The organism is Pseudomonas petroselini (assembly GCF_045037875.1).
Taxonomy (GTDB): Bacteria; Pseudomonadota; Gammaproteobacteria; order Pseudomonadales; family Pseudomonadaceae; genus Aquipseudomonas; species Aquipseudomonas petroselini.
Genome location: NZ_CP173614.1, coordinates 1,405,329 through 1,427,500 on the forward strand (window position 1 = coordinate 1,405,329; position 22,172 = coordinate 1,427,500).

18 protein-coding genes are annotated in these 22,172 nt (G+C 62.7%); 10 read left to right on the plus strand and 8 right to left on the minus strand.

Features of this window, described 5'->3' with window-relative positions; genetic code table 11:
* Position 1 precedes the first annotated feature (1 nt).
* Positions 2 to 895, plus strand: coding sequence for an alpha/beta hydrolase (locus tag ACI512_RS06465; RefSeq protein ID WP_236381002.1), 894 nt, complete (start codon positions 2 to 4; stop codon positions 893 to 895).
* Here the strand turns inward: ACI512_RS06465 and ACI512_RS06470 are convergent.
* Positions 840 to 2,177 (minus strand): MATE family efflux transporter, encoded by a 1,338-nt coding sequence (locus tag ACI512_RS06470; protein ID WP_236381003.1) that lies wholly within the window; start codon positions 2,175 to 2,177, stop codon positions 840 to 842. The genes ACI512_RS06465 and ACI512_RS06470 overlap by 56 nt on opposite strands.
* 300 nt (positions 2,178 to 2,477) lie before the next feature.
* Here ACI512_RS06470 and ACI512_RS06475 point away from each other — a divergent pair, with 300 nt between their 5' ends.
* A complete protein-coding gene (locus tag ACI512_RS06475) occupies positions 2,478 to 7,376 on the plus strand; it encodes an alpha-2-macroglobulin (RefSeq protein ID WP_405121712.1) in 4,899 nt (1,632 codons plus the stop codon).
* Positions 7,377 to 7,453: 77 nt separating this feature from the next.
* Here the strand turns inward: ACI512_RS06475 and ACI512_RS06480 are convergent, their stop codons facing one another.
* Entirely contained in the window at positions 7,454 to 7,747 is a 294-nt protein-coding gene (locus tag ACI512_RS06480; protein ID WP_012722009.1) for a hypothetical protein, read from the minus strand.
* Positions 7,748 to 7,837: 90 nt separating this feature from the next.
* On the opposite strand from ACI512_RS06480, the gene pbpC reads away from it, so the two are divergent.
* The 6 genes from pbpC (at position 7,838) to ACI512_RS06510 (ending at position 14,765) form a co-directional block, all read left to right on the plus strand.
* Complete coding sequence (pbpC, locus tag ACI512_RS06485) at positions 7,838 to 10,168, plus strand: peptidoglycan glycosyltransferase PbpC (protein ID WP_405121713.1); 2,331 nt, start codon at positions 7,838 to 7,840, stop codon at positions 10,166 to 10,168.
* A 146-nt stretch (positions 10,169 to 10,314) separates the two neighbouring features.
* Positions 10,315 to 10,620 carry a MazG-like family protein gene (locus ACI512_RS06490; protein ID WP_012722011.1) on the plus strand — a complete coding sequence of 102 codons (306 nt, stop codon included), beginning with the start codon at positions 10,315 to 10,317 and terminating at the stop codon, positions 10,618 to 10,620.
* Positions 10,617 to 11,366: a methyltransferase gene (locus tag ACI512_RS06495; RefSeq protein ID WP_231809475.1), complete on the plus strand. Its 750-nt coding sequence runs from the start codon at positions 10,617 to 10,619 to the stop codon at positions 11,364 to 11,366. The genes ACI512_RS06490 and ACI512_RS06495 overlap by 4 nt, the downstream gene beginning before the upstream one ends.
* Positions 11,367 to 11,390: 24 nt before the next feature.
* Complete coding sequence (locus tag ACI512_RS06500; RefSeq protein WP_064052159.1) at positions 11,391 to 11,993, plus strand: DUF4136 domain-containing protein; 603 nt, start codon at positions 11,391 to 11,393, stop codon at positions 11,991 to 11,993.
* Positions 11,994 to 12,038: 45 nt separating this feature from the next.
* Positions 12,039 to 12,596 (plus strand): DUF4136 domain-containing protein, encoded by a 558-nt coding sequence (locus ACI512_RS06505; protein WP_405121714.1) that lies wholly within the window; start codon positions 12,039 to 12,041, stop codon positions 12,594 to 12,596.
* Positions 12,597 to 12,809: 213 nt separating this feature from the next.
* Positions 12,810 to 14,765, plus strand: a complete 1,956-nt coding sequence (locus ACI512_RS06510) for a pilus assembly protein TadG-related protein (protein ID WP_012722015.1) — start codon at positions 12,810 to 12,812, stop codon at positions 14,763 to 14,765.
* Here the strand turns inward: ACI512_RS06510 and ACI512_RS06515 are convergent.
* Positions 14,750 to 17,488 (minus strand): ATP-binding protein, encoded by a 2,739-nt coding sequence (locus ACI512_RS06515; protein ID WP_405121715.1) that lies wholly within the window; start codon positions 17,486 to 17,488, stop codon positions 14,750 to 14,752. The two genes, ACI512_RS06510 and ACI512_RS06515, sit on opposite strands and share 16 nt — an antisense overlap.
* Entirely contained in the window at positions 17,485 to 17,928 is a 444-nt protein-coding gene (locus ACI512_RS06520; protein ID WP_064052163.1) for a TadE/TadG family type IV pilus assembly protein, read from the minus strand. The genes ACI512_RS06515 and ACI512_RS06520 overlap by 4 nt, the downstream gene beginning before the upstream one ends.
* Before the next feature lie 72 nt (positions 17,929 to 18,000).
* On the opposite strand from ACI512_RS06520, the gene ACI512_RS06525 reads away from it, so the two are divergent.
* Together ACI512_RS06525 and ACI512_RS06530 are read left to right on the plus strand one after the other, a co-directional pair.
* Positions 18,001 to 18,450, plus strand: a complete 450-nt coding sequence (locus tag ACI512_RS06525; protein ID WP_405121716.1) for a prepilin peptidase — start codon at positions 18,001 to 18,003, stop codon at positions 18,448 to 18,450.
* Between the two features lie 126 nt (positions 18,451 to 18,576).
* Entirely contained in the window at positions 18,577 to 19,365 is a 789-nt protein-coding gene (locus ACI512_RS06530; protein WP_122811415.1) for a response regulator transcription factor, read from the plus strand.
* A 12-nt stretch (positions 19,366 to 19,377) separates the two neighbouring features.
* Here the strand turns inward: ACI512_RS06530 and ACI512_RS06535 are convergent, their stop codons facing one another.
* From ACI512_RS06535 to ACI512_RS06550, 4 genes are read right to left on the minus strand one after another with little or no spacing between them, the layout of a single operon-like run.
* Positions 19,378 to 19,647 (minus strand): DUF3613 domain-containing protein, encoded by a 270-nt coding sequence (locus ACI512_RS06535; RefSeq protein ID WP_064052166.1) that lies wholly within the window; start codon positions 19,645 to 19,647, stop codon positions 19,378 to 19,380.
* A 3-nt stretch (positions 19,648 to 19,650) separates the two neighbouring features.
* On the minus strand, positions 19,651 to 20,391 hold the full coding sequence (locus ACI512_RS06540; protein ID WP_405121717.1) for a tetratricopeptide repeat protein: 741 nt from the start codon (positions 20,389 to 20,391) through the stop codon (positions 19,651 to 19,653).
* 10 nt (positions 20,392 to 20,401) lie between these two features.
* Positions 20,402 to 21,289, minus strand: coding sequence for a type II secretion system F family protein (locus ACI512_RS06545; RefSeq protein WP_231809480.1), 888 nt, complete (start codon positions 21,287 to 21,289; stop codon positions 20,402 to 20,404).
* A gap of 1 nt (position 21,290) precedes the next feature.
* On the minus strand, positions 21,291 to 22,172 hold the full coding sequence (locus tag ACI512_RS06550; protein WP_405121718.1) for a type II secretion system F family protein: 882 nt from the start codon (positions 22,170 to 22,172) through the stop codon (positions 21,291 to 21,293).

Consider the following 22,172-nt stretch of genomic DNA (forward strand, 5'->3'; position numbering starts at 1 on the left):
AATGTTGAGTCAATGGCTGCAGGTGCTCACCCTGGCAATGGCAGCATTCTTGGCCGCCTGCTCCCCGATCAAAGTCCTCAACGCCCTCACTCCTTCCAATACCTTCACCCAAACCGCTGCCATCGCCTACGGCGATGATTCCCGCCAGAAACTCGATGTCTACCGGCCTGCGCCTGCTATCTCCAACGCGCCGGTGGTGGTTTTTTTCTACGGCGGCAGCTGGAACAGCGGCTCCAGAAATGACTACGGTTTCGTCGGCGAAGCCCTGGCTTCACGTGGCATTGTCGTGGTGATTGCCGATTACCGGCTCTACCCTCAAGTGCGCTACCCCGCGTTTCTCCAGGACGGCGCCCGAGCGGTGGCCTGGACCCATCAGCACATCGCCGACTACGGTGGTGACCCGCAGCAGCTCTACCTGATGGGCCACAGCTCCGGTGCATACAATGCTGCGATGCTCGCGCTGGACGCGCGATGGCTTGAGCATGTGAACCTGTCACCGTCGATGCTCAAGGGCTGGATCGGCCTGGCCGGGCCTTATGACTTCCTGCCGATTGAAAACCCGGAGGTAAAACCGGTGTTTTTCTTCCCCGATTCACCGCCCGATTCCCAGCCGATCAACCACGTCAGCGCCGGCGCACCGCCGAGCCTGTTGATGGCCTCGACCGACGACAAGCTGGTCAACCCCTCGCGTAATACCGGCGGCCTGGCCAACACGTTGCGGGCGGCGGGCGTGCCGGTTGAAACCTTCTACTTCGGCAAGACCAATCACCAGACGCTGGTGGCCGCGCTCTCCAAGCCGCTGCGCTGGCTGGCACCGGTACTGGATCGGGTCACGGCGTTTATCCAAGCCACTGATCCTGCCGGTTCAATCGCCAGGCAATCGCCCACAAAGTGAGGCTGCGCAGGGCCATGAACAGCAGGAAGGTTATCCACAGGCCGTGATTCCCCAAACCCTGCAACGCCCAGGCGATTGGCAACGTCAGCAACAGGGTCAGCAGCATGCCGTTGCGCATTTCCCGTGCGCGGGTCGCACCGATGAACAAGCCGTCCAGCAAGTAACTCCACACCGCAATCAACGGCAGTAGCGCCAGATAGGGCAAGTAGATGTCGGCGGTTTCGCGCACGCTGGGGATATCGGTCTGCATGGCGATAAACAGGTGGCCGGCGAAGGTGAACAGCACGGCAAAACCAACGCTGGCGATCAGTGACCAACCGCCGGCCACCACCAGTGAGCGGCGCAGGGATGGGCGGTCGTGGGCGCCGATCGCGTGACCGCACAGGGCTTCGACCGCGTGGGCCAATCCATCCAGGGCGTGAGCCGTCAGTAACAGGCCGTTGAGCAATAGCGCGTTGGCCGCCACGGTAGCGTCGCCAAGGCGTGCGCCTTGCACCGTGATCATGAAAAACACCGATTGCAGCGCGAGGCTGCGGATGAAAATGTCGCGGTTGACCGCCAGCAGCGGGCGCCAGCTCTCCCAGCGTTTCAACGCCGCCCAGGCGAGATGGCCGGGGTAGGCGCGCAGGGCTTTTTGCGTGAGCGCCAGGCCGAGCAGGGCGCCGGTCCATTCGGCGACAACGGACGCGCGCGCCGAACCGACCACACCCCAATCCAGGCCAAGGACGAACCACAGGTTGAGGGCGATGTTGACCAGGTTGGTGGTCAGCAGGATCGCCAAGGGCGCGCGGGCGTTCTGCGTGCCGAGGAACCAGCCGACCAGTGCGTAGCTGGCCAACGCGGCGGGCAGGCCGAACAGGCGGGTGTGGAAGAAGTCCTGGGTCAGTTGATTCAGTTCGGGAGAGGGTTGCATCCATTCCAGGGCCAGATGGCTCAGGGGGATGCCCACTGTGCCTAATAGCATCGCCAGGCCCAGCGCCAGCAGCAGGCCTTGCAGCAGGATTTGCCGCAGTGCGGCGCCATCGTTGCGCCCGGCGGCTTGCGCGGCAAAGCCGGTGGAACCCATGCGCAGGAAGCCCATGGCCCAGGCAAGAAAGGTATACAGGCTGGCTCCGACCGCCACGGCGCCCAGTTGATGGGCATGGGGCAGGTGGCCGATGACCATGCTGTCGACCAGGGCCACCAGTGGCACCGAGATATTCGACAGGATCATCGGCGCAGCCAGGGCCCAGACGCGGCGGTGGGTGGGGCGGTGGCGCCAGTCGGTGAGTAGGGTGTGCATGCGGGCTCCTTCAGAGGAGCGGCATTGTAACGGGCCCTTAATGTCACTGCAGAACCAATGTGGGAGGGGGCTCGCCCCCGATGACAGTCTGTCAGTGGGTGAATCTGGAGCTGACCCACCGCCATCGGGGGGCAAGCCCCCTCCCACATTTGGATCGTCAGCGTTTGTGGGATTTGGCTCCGCTCGCGTTCCCTCAAGAACCAAACCACCCTCCGTCGGTCAATGTGACCGGCACCTCATCGGCCCCACTCGGGCTGATATATAGTTCACCCCTCGGATCCCTCTCACGACGAGTTCCCCATGCTTAACAAAGGACTGTTCCTTGCCTGCGCGCTGGCCCTGCTGAGCGCCTGTGATTCCTCCGATAAACCGGCTGCTCCGACCGCGCCTGCGGCGGCGACGGTTGCCCCCAAGCCGGCCAAGGCCGCCGTGGATGTGGCGGCGCTGAAGCAGCGCTACGCCGGGCGTGAATTGAGCGTGGTGGATGTGTCCGAGGTGCAGCTCGACGGGGCCAGTACCTTGTCGGTGAGCTTTTCCATTCCGTTGGATCCCGATCAGAAATTCGCTGACAAACTTCACTTGGTCGACAGCAAGTCGGGCAAGGTCGATGGTGCCTGGGAAATCTCCGACAACCTGATGGAGCTGCGCCTGCGTCACTTGGAGCCGCAGCGCAAGTTGGTGCTGACGGTCGACCCCGGCGTGAAGGCCGTGAATAACAACCTGCTGCCCGCCGAGTACATCGCCCGCCTGGAAACCCGCGACCTGCAAGCCACCGTCGGTTTCGCCAGCCGTGGCACGCTGCTGCCGACGCGCCTGGCCGAAGGCCTGCCGGTGATCGCGCTGAACGTCGACAAGATCGACGTCGAGTTCTTCCGCATCAAGCCCGAGTCCTTGCCGTCGTTCCTGGCGCAGTGGGGGCGCAACACCAGCCTGCAAAGCTATGAGTCCCGCGAACTGCTGCCGCTGGCCGATTTGGTCTACGGCGGTCGTTTCGACCTGAACCCGGCGCGTAACACCCGCGAAACCCTGTTGCTGCCGATCGCCGGCCTCAAGCAATTGCAGCAGCCGGGCGTGTACCTGGCGGTGATGCGTGCCTCGGGCACCTACAACTATTCCCAACCGGCGACGCTGTTCACCTTGAGTGATATCGGCCTGTCGGTGCACCGCTACGCCAATCGCCTGGACGTGTTTACCCAGGCGCTGGAAGGCGGCAAGGCGCTGGATGGCGTCGACCTCGAAGTGCTCGACGCCGAGGGCCGCGTGCTGGGCCAGGGCAAGACCGAGAAGGGGGGCCACGCTGAGTTGCCTTTGCCGAAAAAGGCCCAGGTGCTGCTCGCCAAGCAGGGCGAACAGACCAGTATGCTGCGCCTCGACAGCGCCGCGCTGGACCTGGCCGAGTTCGACATTGGCGGCCAACCGTCCCACCCGTTGCAGTTCTTTGTCTTTGGTCCGCGCGACCTGTATCGCCCTGGCGAAACCGTGCTGCTCAACGCCTTGCTGCGGGACAAGGATGGCAATGCCGTCAAACCGCAGCCGGTGAGCGTCGAAGTGCGTCGCCCGGATGAACAGGTGAGCCGCAAATTCGTGTGGGATGCCGATGCCTCCGGCCTCTATCAATATCAACTGCAACTGGCCGGCGAAGCACCGACCGGGCGCTGGCAGTTGGTGTTCGACCTGGGTGATGGCAAGCCGCAGTTGTATGAATTCCTTGTCGAAGACTTTTTGCCCGAGCGCCTGGCGCTGGAACTCAAGGGCAGTGACACGCCGTTGAGCCCGGCAGACGACGCGGTGATCCAGGTCAACGGTCGTTACCTGTACGGCGCGCCTGCGTCGGGCAATCGGGTCAGTGGGCAAGTCTATGTGCGGCCGCTGCGCGAAGCGGTCAAGTCGCTGCCCGGTTACCAGTTCGGTTCCGTCACCGAAGAAGAGCTGAGCCAGGATTTCGAGCTGGACGAGAGCGTGCTCGACGCCAAGGGCCAGGAAGCACTGACCCTGGAAAGCAAATGGGCCGAGGCCAAGTCACCGCTGCAACTGATCGTACAGGCCAGCCTGCAAGAGTCGGGCGGGCGGCCGATCACGCGGCGCCTGGTGCAGCCGATCTGGCCGGCCGAGCAACTGCCGGGCCTGCGCGGGTTGTTTGACGGCACGGAAACCAACGGCGATGGCCCGGCGGAATTCGAAGTGCTGCTGGCCAACCAGGACGGGCAGAAACTCGCCGCGCTAAACCTCAAGGTGCGCCTGGTGCGCGAGCGTCGCGATTACTACTGGAACTACTCCGAGAACGATGGCTGGAGCTATCACTTCAACGAGAAATTCCTCAACCTCGACGAACAGACCCTGAACATCAAGGCCGGCGACACCGCCAAGGTCAGCTTCCAGGTGGAGTGGGGCCCTTACCGCGTTGAAGTGGAAGACCCGCAGACCGGCTTGGTCAGCAGCTTGCGTTTCTGGGCCGGCTACCAGGCCCAGGACAACACCGAAGGCGGTGCCGTGCGCCCGGACCAGGTCAAGCTGGCGCTGGATAAACCGGCGTATGGCGATGGCGACACAGCCAACGTCACCGTCACGCCGCCGGCGGCCGGTAAAGGCTACCTGCTGGTGGAGTCTGCCGAAGGGCCGCTGTGGTGGCAGGAAATCGATGTGCCGGCCGAAGGCAAAAGCTTCGCTGTGAAGCTCGACCCGAAATGGTCGCGCCATGACCTGTACGTGAGCGCCTTGGTGATTCGCCCGGGCGAGCGCAAAGCCAATATCACCCCAAAACGTGCAGTAGGCCTGCTGCACCTGCCGCTGGATCGCACCCAACGCAAACTGGGCGTGACCCTCACCGCGCCGGAAAAAATGCGCCCCAAACAACCGCTGACGGTGAAGATCGCTGCTAAAAATGCCGATGGCAGCGTGCCCAAGCAGGTGCATGTGTTGGTGGCGGCGGTGGACGTGGGCATCCTCAATATCACTGAATACCCGACGCCGGACCCGTACTCCAGCCTGTTCGGCCGCAAGGCCTACGGCGTGGACCAATTCGATATCTATGGCCAGTTGATCGAAGCCGGGCAGGGCCGCCTGGCCAGCCTGGCGTTTGGTGGCGACGCGGCGTTGGCCAAGGGCGGCAAGCGCCCGGACACCAGTGTGACCATCGTCGCCCTGCAAAGCGCGCCGGTGACCTTGAATGAGCAAGGCGAGGGCGAAGTCAGCGTCAACATTCCCGACTTCAACGGCGAACTGCGCCTGATGGCCCAGGCCTGGACCGATGATCGTTATGGCATGGCCGAAGCCAAAACGGTGATCGCCGCGCCGCTGATCGCCGAGCTGTCGGCACCGCGCTTCCTCGCCGGGGGGGACCAGACGACGCTGGCGCTGGACCTGTCCAACCTGTCGGGCAAGGCGCAGAAGCTGGAGGTGCAACTGAGCGCCGACGGGCAGTTGGAGTTGATCAACAGTGGCGCGCAAACCGTTGAGCTGAAACCAGGCCAGCGCACCACCCTGCGCATCCCGGTGAAAGCGTGGGGCGGGTTGGGCCAGGGCAAGGTCAAGGTGACGGTGAACGGCCTGGACCTGCCGGGCGAGACCCTGCCGCCGTTTACCCGTGAGTGGACTCTGGGCGTGCGGCCTGCGTACCCGGCGCTGCTCAAGCATTACCGTGCGGTGCTCAAGGATCAGGCATGGACTCTGCCGGTGGGCACCCTGGATCAATTCGATGCCTCGGGGCGCCAGGCACTGCTGAGCCTGTCGAGCCGGCCACCGCTGAACCTCGGTGCGCAGATCACTGCACTCAAGGCCTACCCCTACGGTTGCCTGGAGCAGACCGCGAGCGGCCTGTACCCGTCGCTGTATGCCGACGATGCATTGCTCAAGCGCCTGTCGATCAAAGGCGAGTCGGACAGCGAGCGTAAACGCAAGATCGAGCTGGGCATCGAACGCCTGCTGGGCATGCAGCGCTACAACGGCAGCTTCGGTTTGTGGGGCGCTGATGGCGAAGAAGAATACTGGCTGACGGCTTACGTCACCGACTTCCTGCTGCGTGCCCGTGACCAGGGTTTTGCGGTGCCGCCTGAAGCGTTGAAAAAGGCCAGCGAGCGCCTGCTGCGATATGTGCAGGAGCGTAACCTGATCGACGTCGACTACAGCGATAACGCCGACCACACCCGCTTTGCCGTGCAGGCCTACGCCGGCATGGTGCTGGCGCGCAGTCAGCAGGCGCCGCTGGGGGCGCTGCGCAGCATCTTCGAACGACGCAGCGATGCGCGCTCCGGTTTGCCGCTCGTGCAGTTGGCCATCGCATTGCAGAAGATGGGCGACCAACCCCGCGCGGACCAAGCCTTGCTCGCCGGGCTGGCGGCACAGCGCAATGCCAATGAATGGCTGGCCGACTACGGCAGCCCGCTGCGGGACCAGGCGATGATCCTGGCGCTGCTGGAAGAGAACGACCTGGCCAAAGGTAAGCGTGAGGAGCGCTTGTTCACCCTGTCGGACCAGTTGGCCGCCAGCCCCTATCTGTCGACCCAGGAGCGTAACGCGCTGTTCCTGGCCGGGCGCCTCGGGTTCGCCAAGCCGGATGCGAACTGGCAGGTGTCGCTCACCGGCAGTGGCGGTGTGCAGGAATTGAATAATCAGCAACCGACGCTGACGTTGGAGGGCAAGTGGCTGTCCAGCGACTTGAGCCTGAGTAATCAGGGCGAGACGCCGGTGTACCAGCAACTGACGATCTCGGGTTATCCACAGGTGCCACCCGCGCCTGGCGGTGACAACCTGAGCATCCGTCGCGAATACCTGGGCATGAACGGCCAGCCGCTGAACCTGCGCAGCCTCAACAGCGGCGATCTGGTGCTGGTGCATCTGGCGGTCAGTGCCAAGCAGCGTGTGCCGGATGCCCTTGTGGTGGATTTGCTACCGGCCGGTTTGGAGCTGGAAAACCAAAACCTGGCGCAAAGTGCCGCCAGCCTGGAAAACGCCAGCAGCCAGGTGAAGGAGTGGCGTGAGTCGATGCAGAACGCGTCGCTCAAGCATCAGGAGTTCAGGGACGACCGCTACGTGGCCGCGATCAATCTGGAAGGCTCTGGCACGACGCACCTGCTGTACCTGGCGCGTGCCGTGACACCTGGGACTTACCGCGTGCCGCCGCCGCAGGTGGAGTCGATGTACCGGCCGAACTGGCAGGCGGTGGGAGAGACGCCGGCGGATCTGGTGATCAAGGGGCGCTGATATTTAAATGAAGGAACTGGGTGCAAATGTGGGAGGGAGCAAGCCCCCTCCCACAGGTGATGTGTGGTGCTTTTGGGTCAGTGGACGACCCAGCTCAGGAGCCACAGGCCCAGCAGCAGCCAGATGATGCCCATGATGATCGAGGCGCGCATGAAGGCACGCACGGCCGAGTACAGCAGCATCAGGCCGATGATCAGGGTAATGATGCTGATGATCGAGGTGTCCATGCCCAACGTGCGGGACAGGCCGTCGATGAAGTTGCCACCGGCGTTGGTCAGGGCACCGAACAGGCCGCTGAGTCCGTCGACGATAAAGCGGATGACGGAACCGAGCGCTTGGCCCAACCATCCGAAAAAGCTTTCTACCTGCATGTGTGTGTCCTGATGAGAGGGTGGGCGTGTCTGTGCCTTTGGTTGTTATTGCAACAGGCTAGTTCCCTATAAGCATAGAGGTTTGCCAGTTTGAGTTTGCGTTTAGTTGCCCGCTGGACCCTGGCCAGCCTTTTGTTGGTGATCGCCTTGCTATGGCTGGCCGACCGCATCTGGCCGTTGCCCCTGCCCCAGGACGATCTGGCGCGGGTGGTGCTGGCTGAGGATGGCACGCCGTTGTGGCGGTTTGCCGATGCCAATGGGGTGTGGCGTTATCCGGTGCAGACCCGCGAGGTGTCGCCGTATTACCTGGAGGCGTTGCTGACCTATGAAGACCGTTGGTTTTACCAGCACCCTGGCGTAAACCCACTGGCGCTGGTACGGGCGACGTGGCAGAACCTCACCGGCACGCGGGTGGTGTCGGGCGGCAGCACCTTGTCGATGCAGGTGGCGCGGTTGTTGGATCCGCATTCGCGCACGTTCCATGGCAAGTTGCGCCAGTTGTGGCGCACGGCGCAGTTGGAATGGCACCTCTCCAAGGCAGAAATCCTTAACCTCTACCTGAACCGCGCACCGTTTGGCGGTACGTTGCAAGGCGTGGCGGCCGCCAGTTGGGCGTATCTGGGTAAATCGCCTTCACAGCTGACCCATGCCGAAGCCGCCTTGCTCGCCGTGCTGCCCCAGGCGCCCAGCCGTTTGCGTCCGGACCGTCACCCGCAACGCGCCCAGGAGGCCCGTGACAAAGTGTTGCGTCGACTCGCCGAGTTCCAGGTGTGGCCGCAAGCTGCCGTCGACGAAGCCCTGGAAGAACCGCTGCTGCTTGCCCCGCGCCTGGAACCGAGCTTGGCGCCGTTGCTCGCTCGCCGCCTGAACCGCCCCGACAGCCCGCCGCTGATTCGCACCACCCTGGACGCCACCCTGCAACGCCGCCTTGAAGACCTGCTGCTGGGCTGGCGCGCGCGTTTGCCGGAGCACACCTCTGCCGCCATTCTGGTGCTGGAGGAAGAAACCATGGCCGTGCGTGCCTACCTCGGCTCGGTGGACATCAATGATGCCAAGCGCTTTGGCCATGTAGACATGATCAGCGCCCTGCGTTCGCCGGGCTCCACCTTGAAACCTTTCCTCTATGGCATGGCCCTGGACGATGGGCTGATTCACTCCGAATCCCTGTTGCAGGACGTACCCAGGCGTTATGGCGATTACCGGCCGGGCAACTTCTCGATGGGTTTTACCGGTGCGGTGCCGGCGAGCACGGCGCTGTCCAGTTCGCTCAACCTGCCGGCGGTGCAGTTGTTGGAAGCCTATGGGCCGAAGCGGTTTGCCGCCGAGATGCGCATCGGCGGCGTGCCTCTGGCATTGCCCGCATTGGCCGAGCCGAACCTGGCGCTGATCCTGGGCGGCGCAGGCAGTCGCCTCGAAGATCTGGTGAGCGGCTACAGCGCCTTCGCCCGGGACGGCAGGAGCGCCAATATTCGATTACAGCCGGACGATACGCTTAGGGAGCGACCGTTACTGTCGCCAGGGGCCGCCTGGATTGTGCGGCGCATCCTCAGTGGCCAGGCGCGGCCGGACCGCGACCCACGTGCCGAGTTGGTGCAGCGTCCCGTGCTGGCCTGGAAAACCGGCACCAGCTATGGCTTTCGCGATGCCTGGGCGATTGGCGTCGGCCCGCGTTATTTGATCGGTGTGTGGATCGGCCGACCGGACGGCACGCCGGTGCCCGGACAGTTCGGCCTGGCCTCCGCAGCGCCGTTGATGTTGCAGGTGCACGATGTGCTGACCAACCGCGACAGCCAGCGGGGCATCAGCGCGCCCGTCAAGCCGGTGCCGGCGAATGTTGGCGTGGCGGCGATCTGTTGGCCGTTGGGCCAGCCCATGAGCCGCAGCGACCCCAATTGCCGTCGCCAGCGCTTCGCCTGGACGCTGGACCACACCACGCCGCCGACCTTGCAGGCGCTGGACCAACCGTTGAGCGTGGGCTTGATGGAAAGTGTGTGGGTGAATGCCAAGGGCTTGCGGGTCGACGCCCATTGCCCTGGCGCCGAGCCCAAGACCATCGCCCTGTGGCCCGCGCCTCTGGAGCCCTGGCTGCCCAGGGCCGAGCGCCGCGAAGCGCGCATCCCCGCGGCGGACCCCGATTGCCCGCCACCGGCGCTGGCCGCGTCGTCACCGCTGTCGATTGTCGGTATCCGCGAAGGTGACCAACTGCGCCTGCCTGCCGCCAGTCAACAAGCCCTGCGCCTGAAAATCTCCGCCCTGGGCGGCAGCGGGCGGCGCTGGTGGTTCGTCAACGGCGCGCCCCTGGGCGACAGCGCTAACCAGGACTTCATCAACGCCAGTTTCGAGCACTTGGGCCGCTATCAACTCAGCGTCCTCGACGAAGCCGGGCAAACTGCCAGGCTTGAGTTCAGCGTCGTTGATTAGATCGCCATCGGGAGCAAGCCCCCTCCCACACTTGGATGTGTTCACCTGCCAAAGGTGGGAGGGGGCTTGCCCCCGATAGCGATCTGAAGGTTCACTTGCCTTCAAGGCCATTCCCCCCGAAGCTATCCACCTTCAGGAGCCCCCGCATGAACCTCGAACACCTCACCGAACGCCTGCACCGCATCCGCGATAACAACGACTGGAAGCCATTCCACAGCCCGAAAAACCTGGCCATGGCCGCCAGCGTCGAAATGGCCGAGTTGGTGGAAATCTTCCAATGGCTGACCGAAGACCAATCGCGCCAGCTCTCTGCCGATAAGCTCGCCCATGCCGGGCAGGAAGTCGGCGATATCGTGCTGTACCTGCTGTTGCTGTGCAGCGAGTTGGGCCTGGACATGAACGAGGTGGTGCGCGCCAAACTGGCCGACAGCGAACGGCGGTTTGCCCAATGAGTGACCGCCATTTCGACCAGTTGGCCACGCGTTTCGCCGAGAAAATCTACGGCGGTGCCAAAGGGGCGATTCGCCTGGCAGTGCTGCAGGCCGACTTGACCGAAGCCCTGCCCAAGCGCCCCTTGCGTGTACTGGATATCGGCGCGGGGCTGGGCCATATGTCGCTGTGGCTGGCCGAGCAAGGCCACGCGGTCACCCTGGCCGAACCTGCCGAGCCGATGCTCGAAGGCGCCCGCCAACGTTTCGCCGACGCCGGGCAGACCGCAACTTTTATCCATGCACCATGGCAAGCGCTGCTGGGCCAGCTCACCGAACCCTACGACGTGGTGCTGTGCCACGCCGTGCTGGAATGGTTGGCCGAACCCCATGCGATCCTGCCGGTGCTGCACCAACTCACGGTCCCCGGCGGCTGGCTGTCGTTGGCGTTCTACAACCGCGATGCGCTGATTTACCGCAACCTGCTCAAAGGCCACTTCCGCAAAATGCGCAAGAACGACATGGCCGGCGAAAAGCAGAGCCTCACGCCGCAACAACCACTCGATCCGCGTGAGTTGGCGGCGCAACTCGTAGACCTTTGGCAGGTCGAAAGCCAAAGTGGTGTGCGGGTATTTCATGACTATATGCCGGTGGAATTCCAGGCCCGCGCGGATTTGCAGGACCTTCTGGAGATGGAACTCGCTCACCGTCGTCACCCAAGCTTTGCCGGACTTGGGCGTTATTTGCACTGGATCTGCCGTCCGGTTTAAGCGGCCCAGTCTGCGGAGGTCGAAATGCGTCGTCTCTGTTTGATCCTGTTGTCCCTGGGGTTGGGCGCCTGTTCAAGCCCCAACCCTTATGTCGCCACCTCGGCGCCGATCCCGCCGGCGCCTCCCCAGGCCGCCAACACCTTTGATGCCAGCGCCTACCCGGCGCCGGTGCGCGACTACGGCGCCTACCGCAATTGGGCCTGGCGCAACGGCCAACTGCCGGCAGGCACGGCCTGGGCGGATTCGGCACAGATTGCCGAGGCGGTCAGCGGTGCCCTCGACCAACGCGGCCTGCGGCCCTTGCATGACAACCGCCCCGCGGACCTGCTGGTGAGCGCCGACGTGCGCCTGGAGAAGCGCCTCAAGCAGGTCCAGGACGACTACGGCTACGGTTACGGCGGCTATAACCGCTATGGCAATGGCTACGGCATGTACAACTCGGTGCCGATCGTGCGCACCTATGAGGTCCAGGTCGTGGTGGTTCGCGTCAACCTGTTCGATGCCCGCTCCGGGCAGCCGGTGTGGAGTGCCAGCGCCGAAACCGGCAGCCAGGGCAGCCTCAGCGAGCGGAGCGATGCCTTGCGCCAGGCGGTGCAAAAGGCGATGACGGCGTACCCTCCCAGTTAACCGCTATTCTCATCTCAAGCGCGGGTCGCTCTTTGGAGAACAACCATGTTTCGTCGTATCGCTACGCTAGCTGTCGTCCTCTTGCTGGGCGGTTGCCAGACCAGCCAGGTCAACCACGACTTTGATGCCAGTCGAGACTTCGGCGCCTACCGCAGTTGGGCCTGGAAAGACCCGGCCCTGCAATACCGCCCCGATGATCCGCGCATCAAGAGTGACCTCACCGAAGAACGCATCCGCCAAGCCGTGGGTGAACAGCTTGATCAGCGCGGCCTGCGCCCAGCCGCGCCGGGCAGCAAGGCTGACCTCAATGTGCAGGCCTACCTGATCGTCGAAGATCGCCAGCAACAAGTCACCACCAACTACGGCGGCGCGTGGGGCGGCCCATGGAATGGCTACTGGGGCGCGCCGATGTACAACGAAACGCGCAACATCACCTACAAAGTGGCGACCGTCCAGATCGACCTGCTCGACGGCAAGGACGGCAAACTGGTCTGGCGCGGCAGCGACGAACAAATGATGGCCAGCTCGCCCAACCCCCAGGATCGCGACAAAGCCATCCGCACCACCGTGACCCGCATCCTCTCCAGCTACCCACCCCACTAAAAAACCACACAAACCCATTGTGGGAGGGGGCTTGCTCCCGATAGCGGTGTATCAGTAACAGCTGAGCTGGCTGACACTCCGCTATCGGGAGCAAGCCCCCTCCCACATGGGTTCTCTGCCAGCCTTCAACCCTGTTAGTCGTTCCTGTGGCGACTGGCCAGCCTTTGTCTACACTCCAAGCAACTACGGAGAGTAAGCGCTAAGGAGTGCCTGATGTCTCCCCGACTTCGTTCCAGGCAGCGCGGTGCGATTGGCTTGATGGCAGCGGGCACCCTGGCGGTGGCGCTGGTCTTCATGCTACTGGTGGTGGACAGCGGCCGCCTGTACATGGAAAAGCGCAAGTTGCAGTCCATCGCCGACACTTCGGCCCTGGAAGCCGCCGGTCGTGGCGGCCTGTGCAGCCCCACCACCACCGCGAACGACTACGCCAAGGAAAACGCCACGCGCAATGGCTTCACCGTGGTCGCCGGCGACAACAGTCGTGGCCTGGTCGTGACCTGCGGCCTATTAACGACCAATGCCAACAGCGTGCGTGTGTTTACCCCTGACGCGACCAAAAACGATGCCGTACGCGTGGTTGCCACGCGCAGCGTGATGACCAGCATTGCCACGGGTATCTGGAGCATGTTCAGCGGCGCCCCGGTTTCCAGCCAAATGATGCTGAGTGCGACCGCCGTGGCCGCGTATGCGCCGCCAGTGGCGCAGCTGACGATTCGCAGCAGCCTGGCGGCAGTGAACTCCGCCAACTCCCCTCTGCTGAACGTGGTCATCGGTAATTTGTTGGGCGGTAGTCTGTCCCTGACGGCTGCGGGGTGGAATGGTCTGCTTGGGACGAACGTGAACCTGCTCGGCTACTTGGATCAGTTGGCGATTCAATTGAACGTCAAGGCGGGGGACTATGATGCGCTGCTGAGCACCGCCGTATCCGCCAGCCAGTTGATCGACGCAGCAGTGAAGGTCCTGCAAAAAAATGGCGCGGTCGCCACGGCGGTAATCAACGACGTTATTACATTGAAAGCCATCGCTGCGAATACTCAGTTGTTGACGGTTGGAGATCTGCTGAAGGTCGCCACCGGTACACCGGCCGCCGCCTTGAATACTAATGTGCAGTTGTTTCAATTGCTGCAGACCGTGGCGCAACTGTCCAGTAGCAAGAGTGCGGTGAGTGCCGCCGCTCAGTTGAGCATTCCATTGATAGGAAACGTGACGGTCCAGACCAAAGTGATTGCCCCCCCACAAATGTCGGCTATTGGTAATCCTGCAAAGGCTAAAGCGGGTTTGTTGAAAACCCCACAGGCGGATCAGATTTTTGTGCGTACGGCGCAAGTCCGTACGCTGGTGTCTATTCAGCTGCCCGTGCTCAATGGGCTGAATGATTTGACGTCTGCGGTTTCCGCCTTGACTACTCCGGTAACCGGGGTGGTCAATAACCTTTTGCACCTGAATCTTGTGGGCCTGCTGGATCCACTTCTGTGCCTGGTATTGAAGCCTTGTGATCATACGGATGTGCAGTTGCTGAGCGGTTTGGACATCAACATTGAAGTGGCCAGCGCGAAGGCTTATGTCTCTGATTTCAGTTGTGCAAGCAGTGCAACGAAATCTCTCACCGTTCAGGCGAGTACAGCGCTGGTGGATGTGTCGGTTGGAAAAGTCGATCCGGTGCAGGCATTCACCTCGGCAGTGGCGACCACTGTTCAGCCAGTCGCTCTCGTTGATATTGGCGTACAGACATGCACGGGGATTTTCGGGTGTGCCCCGCGCAAGGCCGGGGTCGGTGGCAGCTTATTGTTATCGGTTGTACACGCGACGGTCGGGGGTAACACTCAAAGCATGACTTTTTTACCGGTCAACGAAATGAATCTGGCACCCACCTATCAATCAGTGGCTCCCGCATCAAACGTGGTTGGAAGTCTAGTCAACACACTGGGCGGCATTCAGGTGACGTACGTTCCTCCTCCTGGAAATCCAGCGAGCGGGCCATTGTCTGGCGTCTCAAGTTTGCTCGCGACCATTACCAATACATTGATAACGGCGGTCAAAAACGTTCTGTCGCCGGTGCTGGACCCGATTGTGAACGGATTACTGGGGGCGCTCGGTATCACTGCTGGCAACGCCGAAGTCGGCGCCAACCTCAGCTGCCATATGGGCCGCGCCTACCTGGTGATCTGATCCACCGGCAGCTCCACACAAAACTGTGCCCCTGCCGGCCCATTGACGACGCTCAAGCGTCCGCCCATGTTCTCCACAATCCCGTAACTCACCGACAACCCCAACCCCGTGCCCACGCCGATCGGTTTGGTGGTAAAGAACGGTTCGAAAATCCGCTCGATCAACCGGGGGTCGATCCCGCCGCCGTTGTCTTCCACCCAGAGCCGCACATGGCGGCTGTCATGTTCGCAATGCAGTGCGATCCACGGGCGGAATGCCGGGTCCTTTTCGTGTTTGCTCAACAACGCGTCACGGGCATTGACCATCAGGTTGATCAGCACCTGCTCAAGCTGGTCGACATGACCTTTAACCTGCACCGTAAAGTCCGCCGGGGTGACGCGCACGTCCACACCTTTACCGCGCAGCCCTTCGCCCAGCAGCGACAGCGTGCCTTCCACCGCCTGTGACGGGTCGAAGGGCTGTTGTTCGATTTCCGAGCGGCGGCCAAACACGCGCATATGGTCCACCACCCGCGCCGCCCGCTGTACCTGGGCGTCGATACGCTGCAGTTTTTCGGTGAGGTAGTCGACCTGCGCATCACCGCTGGCCAGGCGCTTGAGCACATTGACGATGGCCATGCGCATCACGTTGAGTGGCTGGTTGATTTCATGGGCCAGGCCCGTGGCCATTTCGCCCAAGGTGGCCATCTTGGCGCTCTGGGTCAGTTGCTGCTGGGAGCGGCGCACTTCGGTGTTGTCGCGGCCCACCGCTTGCACTTCCACCAGCACGCCTTGTTCGTCAAATACGCCACGGTCCGACCACACCCACCAGGCATGTTCGCGGCCGGGCAACTCCAGGCTGATCTCGGCGGTGCTGACCGGGAATTCCGGGGTCAACTGGCTGATGCGCTGCACAAAGTGCTGGCGTTGTTCATCCGACAGCCAATGGCCCAGGTTCAACCCCGGCAGTTGTGCAGGCAGGCACTCCAGGTAGTTGGCCAGCGGCGTGTTGCCGAAGGTCAGGGTCAGGTCCGGGCGATAGCGGCAGATCATCGCCGGCGAGTCTTCAACCAGGATGCGGTAGCGCTCTTCGCTCTGCTTGATCTGCTCGGCGGCCAGGGTCGCCTCGGTGACATCCAGCCACAGGCCGACGGCTTCCAGCGGCAACCCGAGGTCGTCACGCAGTAATTTGGCTTCATCCAGCAGCCAGTGGTAGTGGCCCTGTTTGTCGCGCAGTCGGTAGCGGCTGCGCACGGCGCCTTCGCGCAGGAGTCGGCGGGTACGTTCAAAGTAAAGGTCGCGGTCTTCGGGGTGGATCAATGATGCCAGGCTGTCGTGGTTGCAGTCGTCCAGCGTCCAGCCCAACAGCGGCAGCAGGCTGTCACTGAAAAACGCCGGGTGCAGGGCGCCGCTGACATAACGCTGCACATAGATCACCGCCGGTGAACTGGCGATGAGGTTATCCAGGCGCGCATGGGCGGCAGCGGCTTGCAGTTGCTGGTTCTTGATGTCGCTGATGTCGAGCATGAAACCGACCCAGCGTCGCTGATCGCCCATCCCCAGCACGTGGCCCTGCAGGCGGTACCAGAGGGGGTTGTGCTCGGTGTCGGTGCGTTGCAGGCGCACGCTGGTCAGCAGTGGTTTGTCGAGGGTTTGCAGGTCGTGCAGGCGGCTGGTGAGTGCCTGGCGATCGGCGGGGTGTATCTGTTCCAGCCATACACCCAGCGCCTGGCGAGTCGGGCCGTCCTCCAGGCTGAGGCTGTGCTGTAACTGCGGGGCCAGCTGGATTTCCTGGGTGGCGGGCAGCAGTTCCCACCAGCCGGTGCCGAGCAGGCCTTGCAGGGCATCCATGCGGTCGAGCTGTTGGTGATCGCGTTGCTCGCGCAAGCGGCTCAGCAGCGGAGCGGCGAGGGCGGCAGTCAGGTTCAGCCATTCCCGGTCGCGGGTGTGTTGCTGGCCATTGTAGAGGCCGCAGAGCAACCAGGCGGCGACGCCCTGACTATCGCGATAGGGCACCAGGAACCCGTCGGCGTTGCCGAAAATACCGTTCAGGCTTGGGTGTTCGCGGCGCGCCTGGGCCAGGCTCAATGGCGCGCTGCCATTGGCGCTGTCCAGCAGGGTGCCCAGGTGCTGGCCGGTCTGCCACAAGGCGGGCGCGTCGTGGGCGGTGTAGTGGCTGTAGATCCGCCAGCCTTGGTCTTCTGCATCGAACAACGCCAGGGCCACACAGGGGATCTGCCAGTGCTGGGCCAAGTTGCGCAGGTGCTCGTTGAACACCTCGGGCAAGCGACTCAGGCTGCACAGCTGCAGTTGCTCGCTCATCCGGCTGATGAGTTGATGGTTCTGCTCGCGGTGCTGGGCCAATTGCCGGTCGGCGAGCAAGTCCCCCACGTCGAGCAGGCGCAGGCTCCAGCCATCACCTTCGGGTTCGACCCAGCCACGGGTGTGCAGCACCTGGCCGGTCGTGCACTGGAAGTCCAGGTCCAGGCTCTGGTGTTGCCAGTCTGCGGGGCGGCCTTCGACACTCAAGGCGCTGCCGGCACACAGCAGTTCACGCAGCAGCGGCGGGGTCGCACCCATCCCGTGCGTCGCGAGCTGTGGGCGCAGGATACCGCTGATACTCAGCACGTGGCCTTGAGGGTCCAGTTGCAGGTGCAGCCCTGGCACGGACACGCCGGGTGTGTCGAGGGGCGGGGCGCCGGTGCGGCCGAGCAGGCGCCCGAACAGGTTATCCCCCGAGGTCAAAACTGAAGACTCGAACGCGCGGACAGGTTGGCCGGCAGATTCGGCACCGTGCCGATGCCCGGCACCACCAGTACCGGGAACACGGAATAGAGGAGGTGGGTGGGGTAGCTGATCGTGACGTTCAGTGTGGTGCCGGTGTAAGTCGCGCTGACGAAATCACGTGAAAATTGAAAACTGGTGGGGATCCAGTCCAACTGGGTCATGACGGTATCTTTGGCGCGCTCGGTGACTTTCGTAGGATAGGTGTCTGCGGCGGCCACCGGGTCCACCGCCATGGCCTGACGCACGGCCTCCAACGCCGCTTGGTTGAAGGACTGCATCAGCAGCAACGGAAGGGTATAGCTGATCAACCCATAGAACACTGCAAAAAAGATCCCGAAGACCAGGGCGAACTCTATCGCCGCAGCTCCTTTTTGTTTTCTGGGGAGGCTTGTTTTCATGATTGCGTCTACCCTGACGGCTACTACTTGATATCAGCATAGAATCATTCAGCGGAAAGGGATGTTTTTTACGTGATCCATGGCGTGGTGATAATGCTCTGGCTGGGGCTCTGTGCGTTGCAGGATGGGCGTCAACGGCAAATCTCCAACGGCTTGACGCTGGGTGTGGCGCTGCTGGCGTTGTTCTACTTGGCGTGGATGGGCACTACCTGGTTGGGTGCGCCCGCCAGCGAAGGGGGCTGGGCCTTTGCCGTGGCGCTGCTGCTGACGTTGCCCGGTTATGCGCTGGGCCGTTTTGGCGCGGGGGACGTGAAGCTGTTGGCCGCCTTGGCCCTGGCCAGCACGCTGGATGCGGTGTTGTGGTCGCTGATCGGTGCCGCGCTGTTCCTGGGCGGCTGGGGGCTTATCAGTCAAAGGCTTAGCGCGCGTCGGCTAACCCCGGCGACTGAAGCGTCAAAAAAACAGCCGTTTGCTCCGTTCGTATTGACAGGGTTTGCGCTGTACTGGTTTTGGATCCACTAGTCGCACAAGGCCTCTATCGATATGTACAGAGTCGAAAAGTAGGTCTACGTTTATTGAATGAAAGTCTAGGATTCTTCGTCAAAAGGGATAGGTCAGACCTTTGGCTTGCCAGGCATGGAGTAGCGCGTGAACAAGCTAACCTCAGCGGTAAAAGTGCTCGTGGTCGACGATCAGCCGTTGATCGTGGAAGAGCTCTGCGAATTTCTCGAAAGCAGTGGTTACCGTTGCGTGCCGTGTGAGTCCAGCCGACATGCGTTGCAGCGCTTCAGCGAAGAGGCCGAGATCGGCCTGGTGCTGTGCGACCTGCACATGCCGGACATGGATGGCATCGAGTTGGTGCAGGCCATGCAAAAAATCGCCGGCAAGCAGCGGGCGTTTGAGGCGATCATGCTCACTGGGCGTTCCGACAAACAGGACGTGATCAAGGCCCTGCGCGCGGGGATCTCGGATTACTACCAGAAACCGATCAACCTCGATGAATTGCTCGAAGGCGTGCAGCGCCAGGAAGCGGCGTTGGAAGAGCGGCAAAAAGAGCTGCAGCTGGGGCACCTGAACCTGAAGCTGCAATACCTCTCAGAATCCATCAATGACCTGTACCAGGACCTCGACAAAGTGCGCCGTAGCCCCGGCGCCGGCGTGGCGGATGAGGGCGAGCCGGTTGCCGAAGACGCCGGGCCGATCGAGATCCCGACCATTTTCAACCAGCTGTCGCCGCGCCAGCTGGACGTTGCGCGCCTGGTGGGCAAGGGCCAGACCAACTACCAGATCGCCTGTGAACTAGGGATCACCGAAAACACGGTCAAGCTCTACGTGTCCCAGGTGTTGCGCCTGACCCATATGCATAACCGCACGCAGTTGGCACTGGCCCTGTCGCCGAACACCTCGGCGATGCGCCAACGGGTGACGGCGCACTGACGCGCCAGGGTGTTATTGACTGTTCCCACCTTTAGACGACCCACCGGACGGCGATTCAAAAAACTCCGGGATCGGATGTTTGTGACTGTCCAGCCAGCGCTGCAAGGACTGCTCGCGTTCTGCGGGCGTGGTCCTTTGCGGCGTGGGTGAAGCGGCACGGCCATTGATCTGCAAGGCCATCCAGTTTTCGGTTTCCGCTTGCTGCGGTGACGACGGGCCCGGTTCGATGGCCAGTGCGCTCAGCGGTAGCAGTGCCAGGCCGACAAGGTAATGTGCTTTCATCGATCACTCCTCACTTGATAGCCACCGTATGGCCTCGCTGACCGCGGCGATTTTGCGCGCCGGCGCACTGGGGCTTGGGCTTGGGCTGGGGCTTGGACCCTTGAGTTTTTCCGCGCGGGCCTGGGCATCGGTGACCTGCTCGGGGCTCAGGCCCAATTGGCTGGCCACCTTTGCCGCTTGCCCCCAGTTGTCCTGATAGATCAGCAAGGTCACCAGGTTGACGGCCGCCAGCGGGTCGCTTTGCTTGAGCTCGATGGCGGTCATGAATTCAAAGCGCGCGTCTTCCATGCGCAACTGGTTGAGGTACACCACGCCCAGGTCATTGCGGATTTTTTCGTCGGTGGGCGCCAACTGCGCCGCCCGTTGCATATGCGCCATGGCCTGGCCGTTGTCGCCCCTGGCTGCCGCCAATTGCCCCAGGCCGTGCTCGCCTTCGGCGTTCATGCAGGTACCGAGCAGGCTGCGGTACAACGGCTCGGCCTCGCTGCGCCCGAGCAGGCGGTAGTTGCGGGCCTTGCGCTGGCGCACCTGGGGCAAGGCCTCGGGCAGGCTTTGCAGGTTGGCCAGGCTGGCGTGCAGCTTGCCTTCGTTGGCCAGGTCATCGGACAGGTTGAGTGCCAGTTCCTGGTCCGAACTTGGCTTGGTGCAACTGTTGGATGAGGTCAACGCCGCCCAGGGTGATTGGCCATTGGTGGCGCAGCCGCCGAGCATCAGCAGGGCCAGGCCGGCAATCAGTGCTTTCATCAACGACTCCTTAAAAGTGACTCAACGCGCGGGCGATGCCGATAAAGGCCGGGCCGCCGAGCACGATCAGCAAAGCAGGGAACAGGAACACCATCATCACCACCGACATTTTTGCCGACATCTTCGAAATGTATTCCTGCAGGCGGGTCAGGCGTCGGTCGTCGAGCAGTTGCTTGAGGGCCAGCAGGGACTTCATCGCGCCGCCGCCCTGCTGGATCAATTGCTGGAGGATGATGCAGGTGTCGGTGAACTCATCCACCTCCAGCACGTGGACGGTCTTGCCCAGTTCCTCGCTCAGCTCCAGGCCGGAATCGACCCGCGCCAGGATCAGGCGCAGTTCATGCGTGAGGTGGGGGAGTAAACGCTGGGCCTCGTTGCCCAATACACGCAGCGATTGCTCAACCGCCATGCCTGACTCGAACAGAATGCGCAGCAGCGGAATGAAGGTGGAAATTTCTTTGGCGATGGCTTGCTGGCGATGTTTGGCGGCCGCCGCAAGCACGCGTTTTGGCAGCAGGTAGCCGATGCCCAGGGCAAACATCGGGGCAATCCAGGCGGGGTCCGCGTGTGGGAACAATAGTTGCTGGCCGAGGAGGGTCAAGCCCAATAACACGATGGGCGTACCGATCTGGAAGGCTGCAAACAGCGAGCGTTGGCTGGACTTGCGCCAGCCAACCCGATTGAGCAGGGCCTGGGTCTCGTTGTCCAGGCTGACCGAGCGCTGGGCCAGCGAGCTTGCGCCCAGTTGGCGGATGAGCGTGCCGAGTCTGTTATCGCTGACCATCTTGCCTTGCAAGCGCTCAGCGACCCGCCGTTCGCGGCGGCGATGCTCGAGCAATTGCCCGCCCACCAATACCGCTGCGGCGAGCAACAACAAAGCACAGGCCAGAAGCACCATCTCAGACACTCCTCAGCATGCGCCACATGATAAAGGTGCCGCCGAGGTCCATTGCCAGCGCGCCGAAGAGCATGATGCGCCCCGTGCCGTCGTGCCACATGTTCATCAAGTAGCCGGGGTTGACCACCAGGAAGTAGCCCACGATCAGCACCGGCAGACCGCCCAGCACGTAAGCGGTCATGCGAGTTTCGCCGGTCATGGCCTTGAGTTGACGGGCGCCCTGTTCCCGCTCGCGAATCATTTTGATCAGGTTTTCCAGCAGCTCGCTGGCGTTGCCGCCGTAGCGGTGGTTGACCTTCAGGCCAAGGGCGAACAGGCGGAACTCGTCCTGTTCGTAGAACTCGGCGAAGTCGCTGACCGAATCCGGCAGGCTGACGCCCATGCGCACATTGCGTTGCACGCGGCCCATGGCGTCCCTGAGTGGGTTTTCAATGCTCTCGACCCCGCCCAGTACGGCGTCTGCCAGGGTTCTGCCGGACTTGAGGCTGCGCACGCTATGGTCCAACAACTGCGGCAGTTGCTCGACCATGCGCTGCACGCGTTGTTGATAACGCCAGGCGATAAACACGCGCAATGCCAGGGGCGGCCCCACGATCATGGCGATCAGGCCCAGCCCGTCGGCGAGTAGCCAACCCAGCAGCACGCCGATCACCCAGGCGCTCGCCCACAGGCCCAGACGGTCTGTGGGTTTGCCCAGCCCGGCACGCTGGAACATGCGCTCGAGGCCCGTCCATGTGGTCGTGGTTTCCTGTGCCTCGGGCTGGCCGTTGCCGAGGCGTTCCAGCACACGGGCCGTCTGGGCCTTGCGCAGGCCATGGTGAAACTGCCAGAACGACAGACCAATCAGCAGCAGGCAGATAAGCAACAACACCGGTCCTGTCAT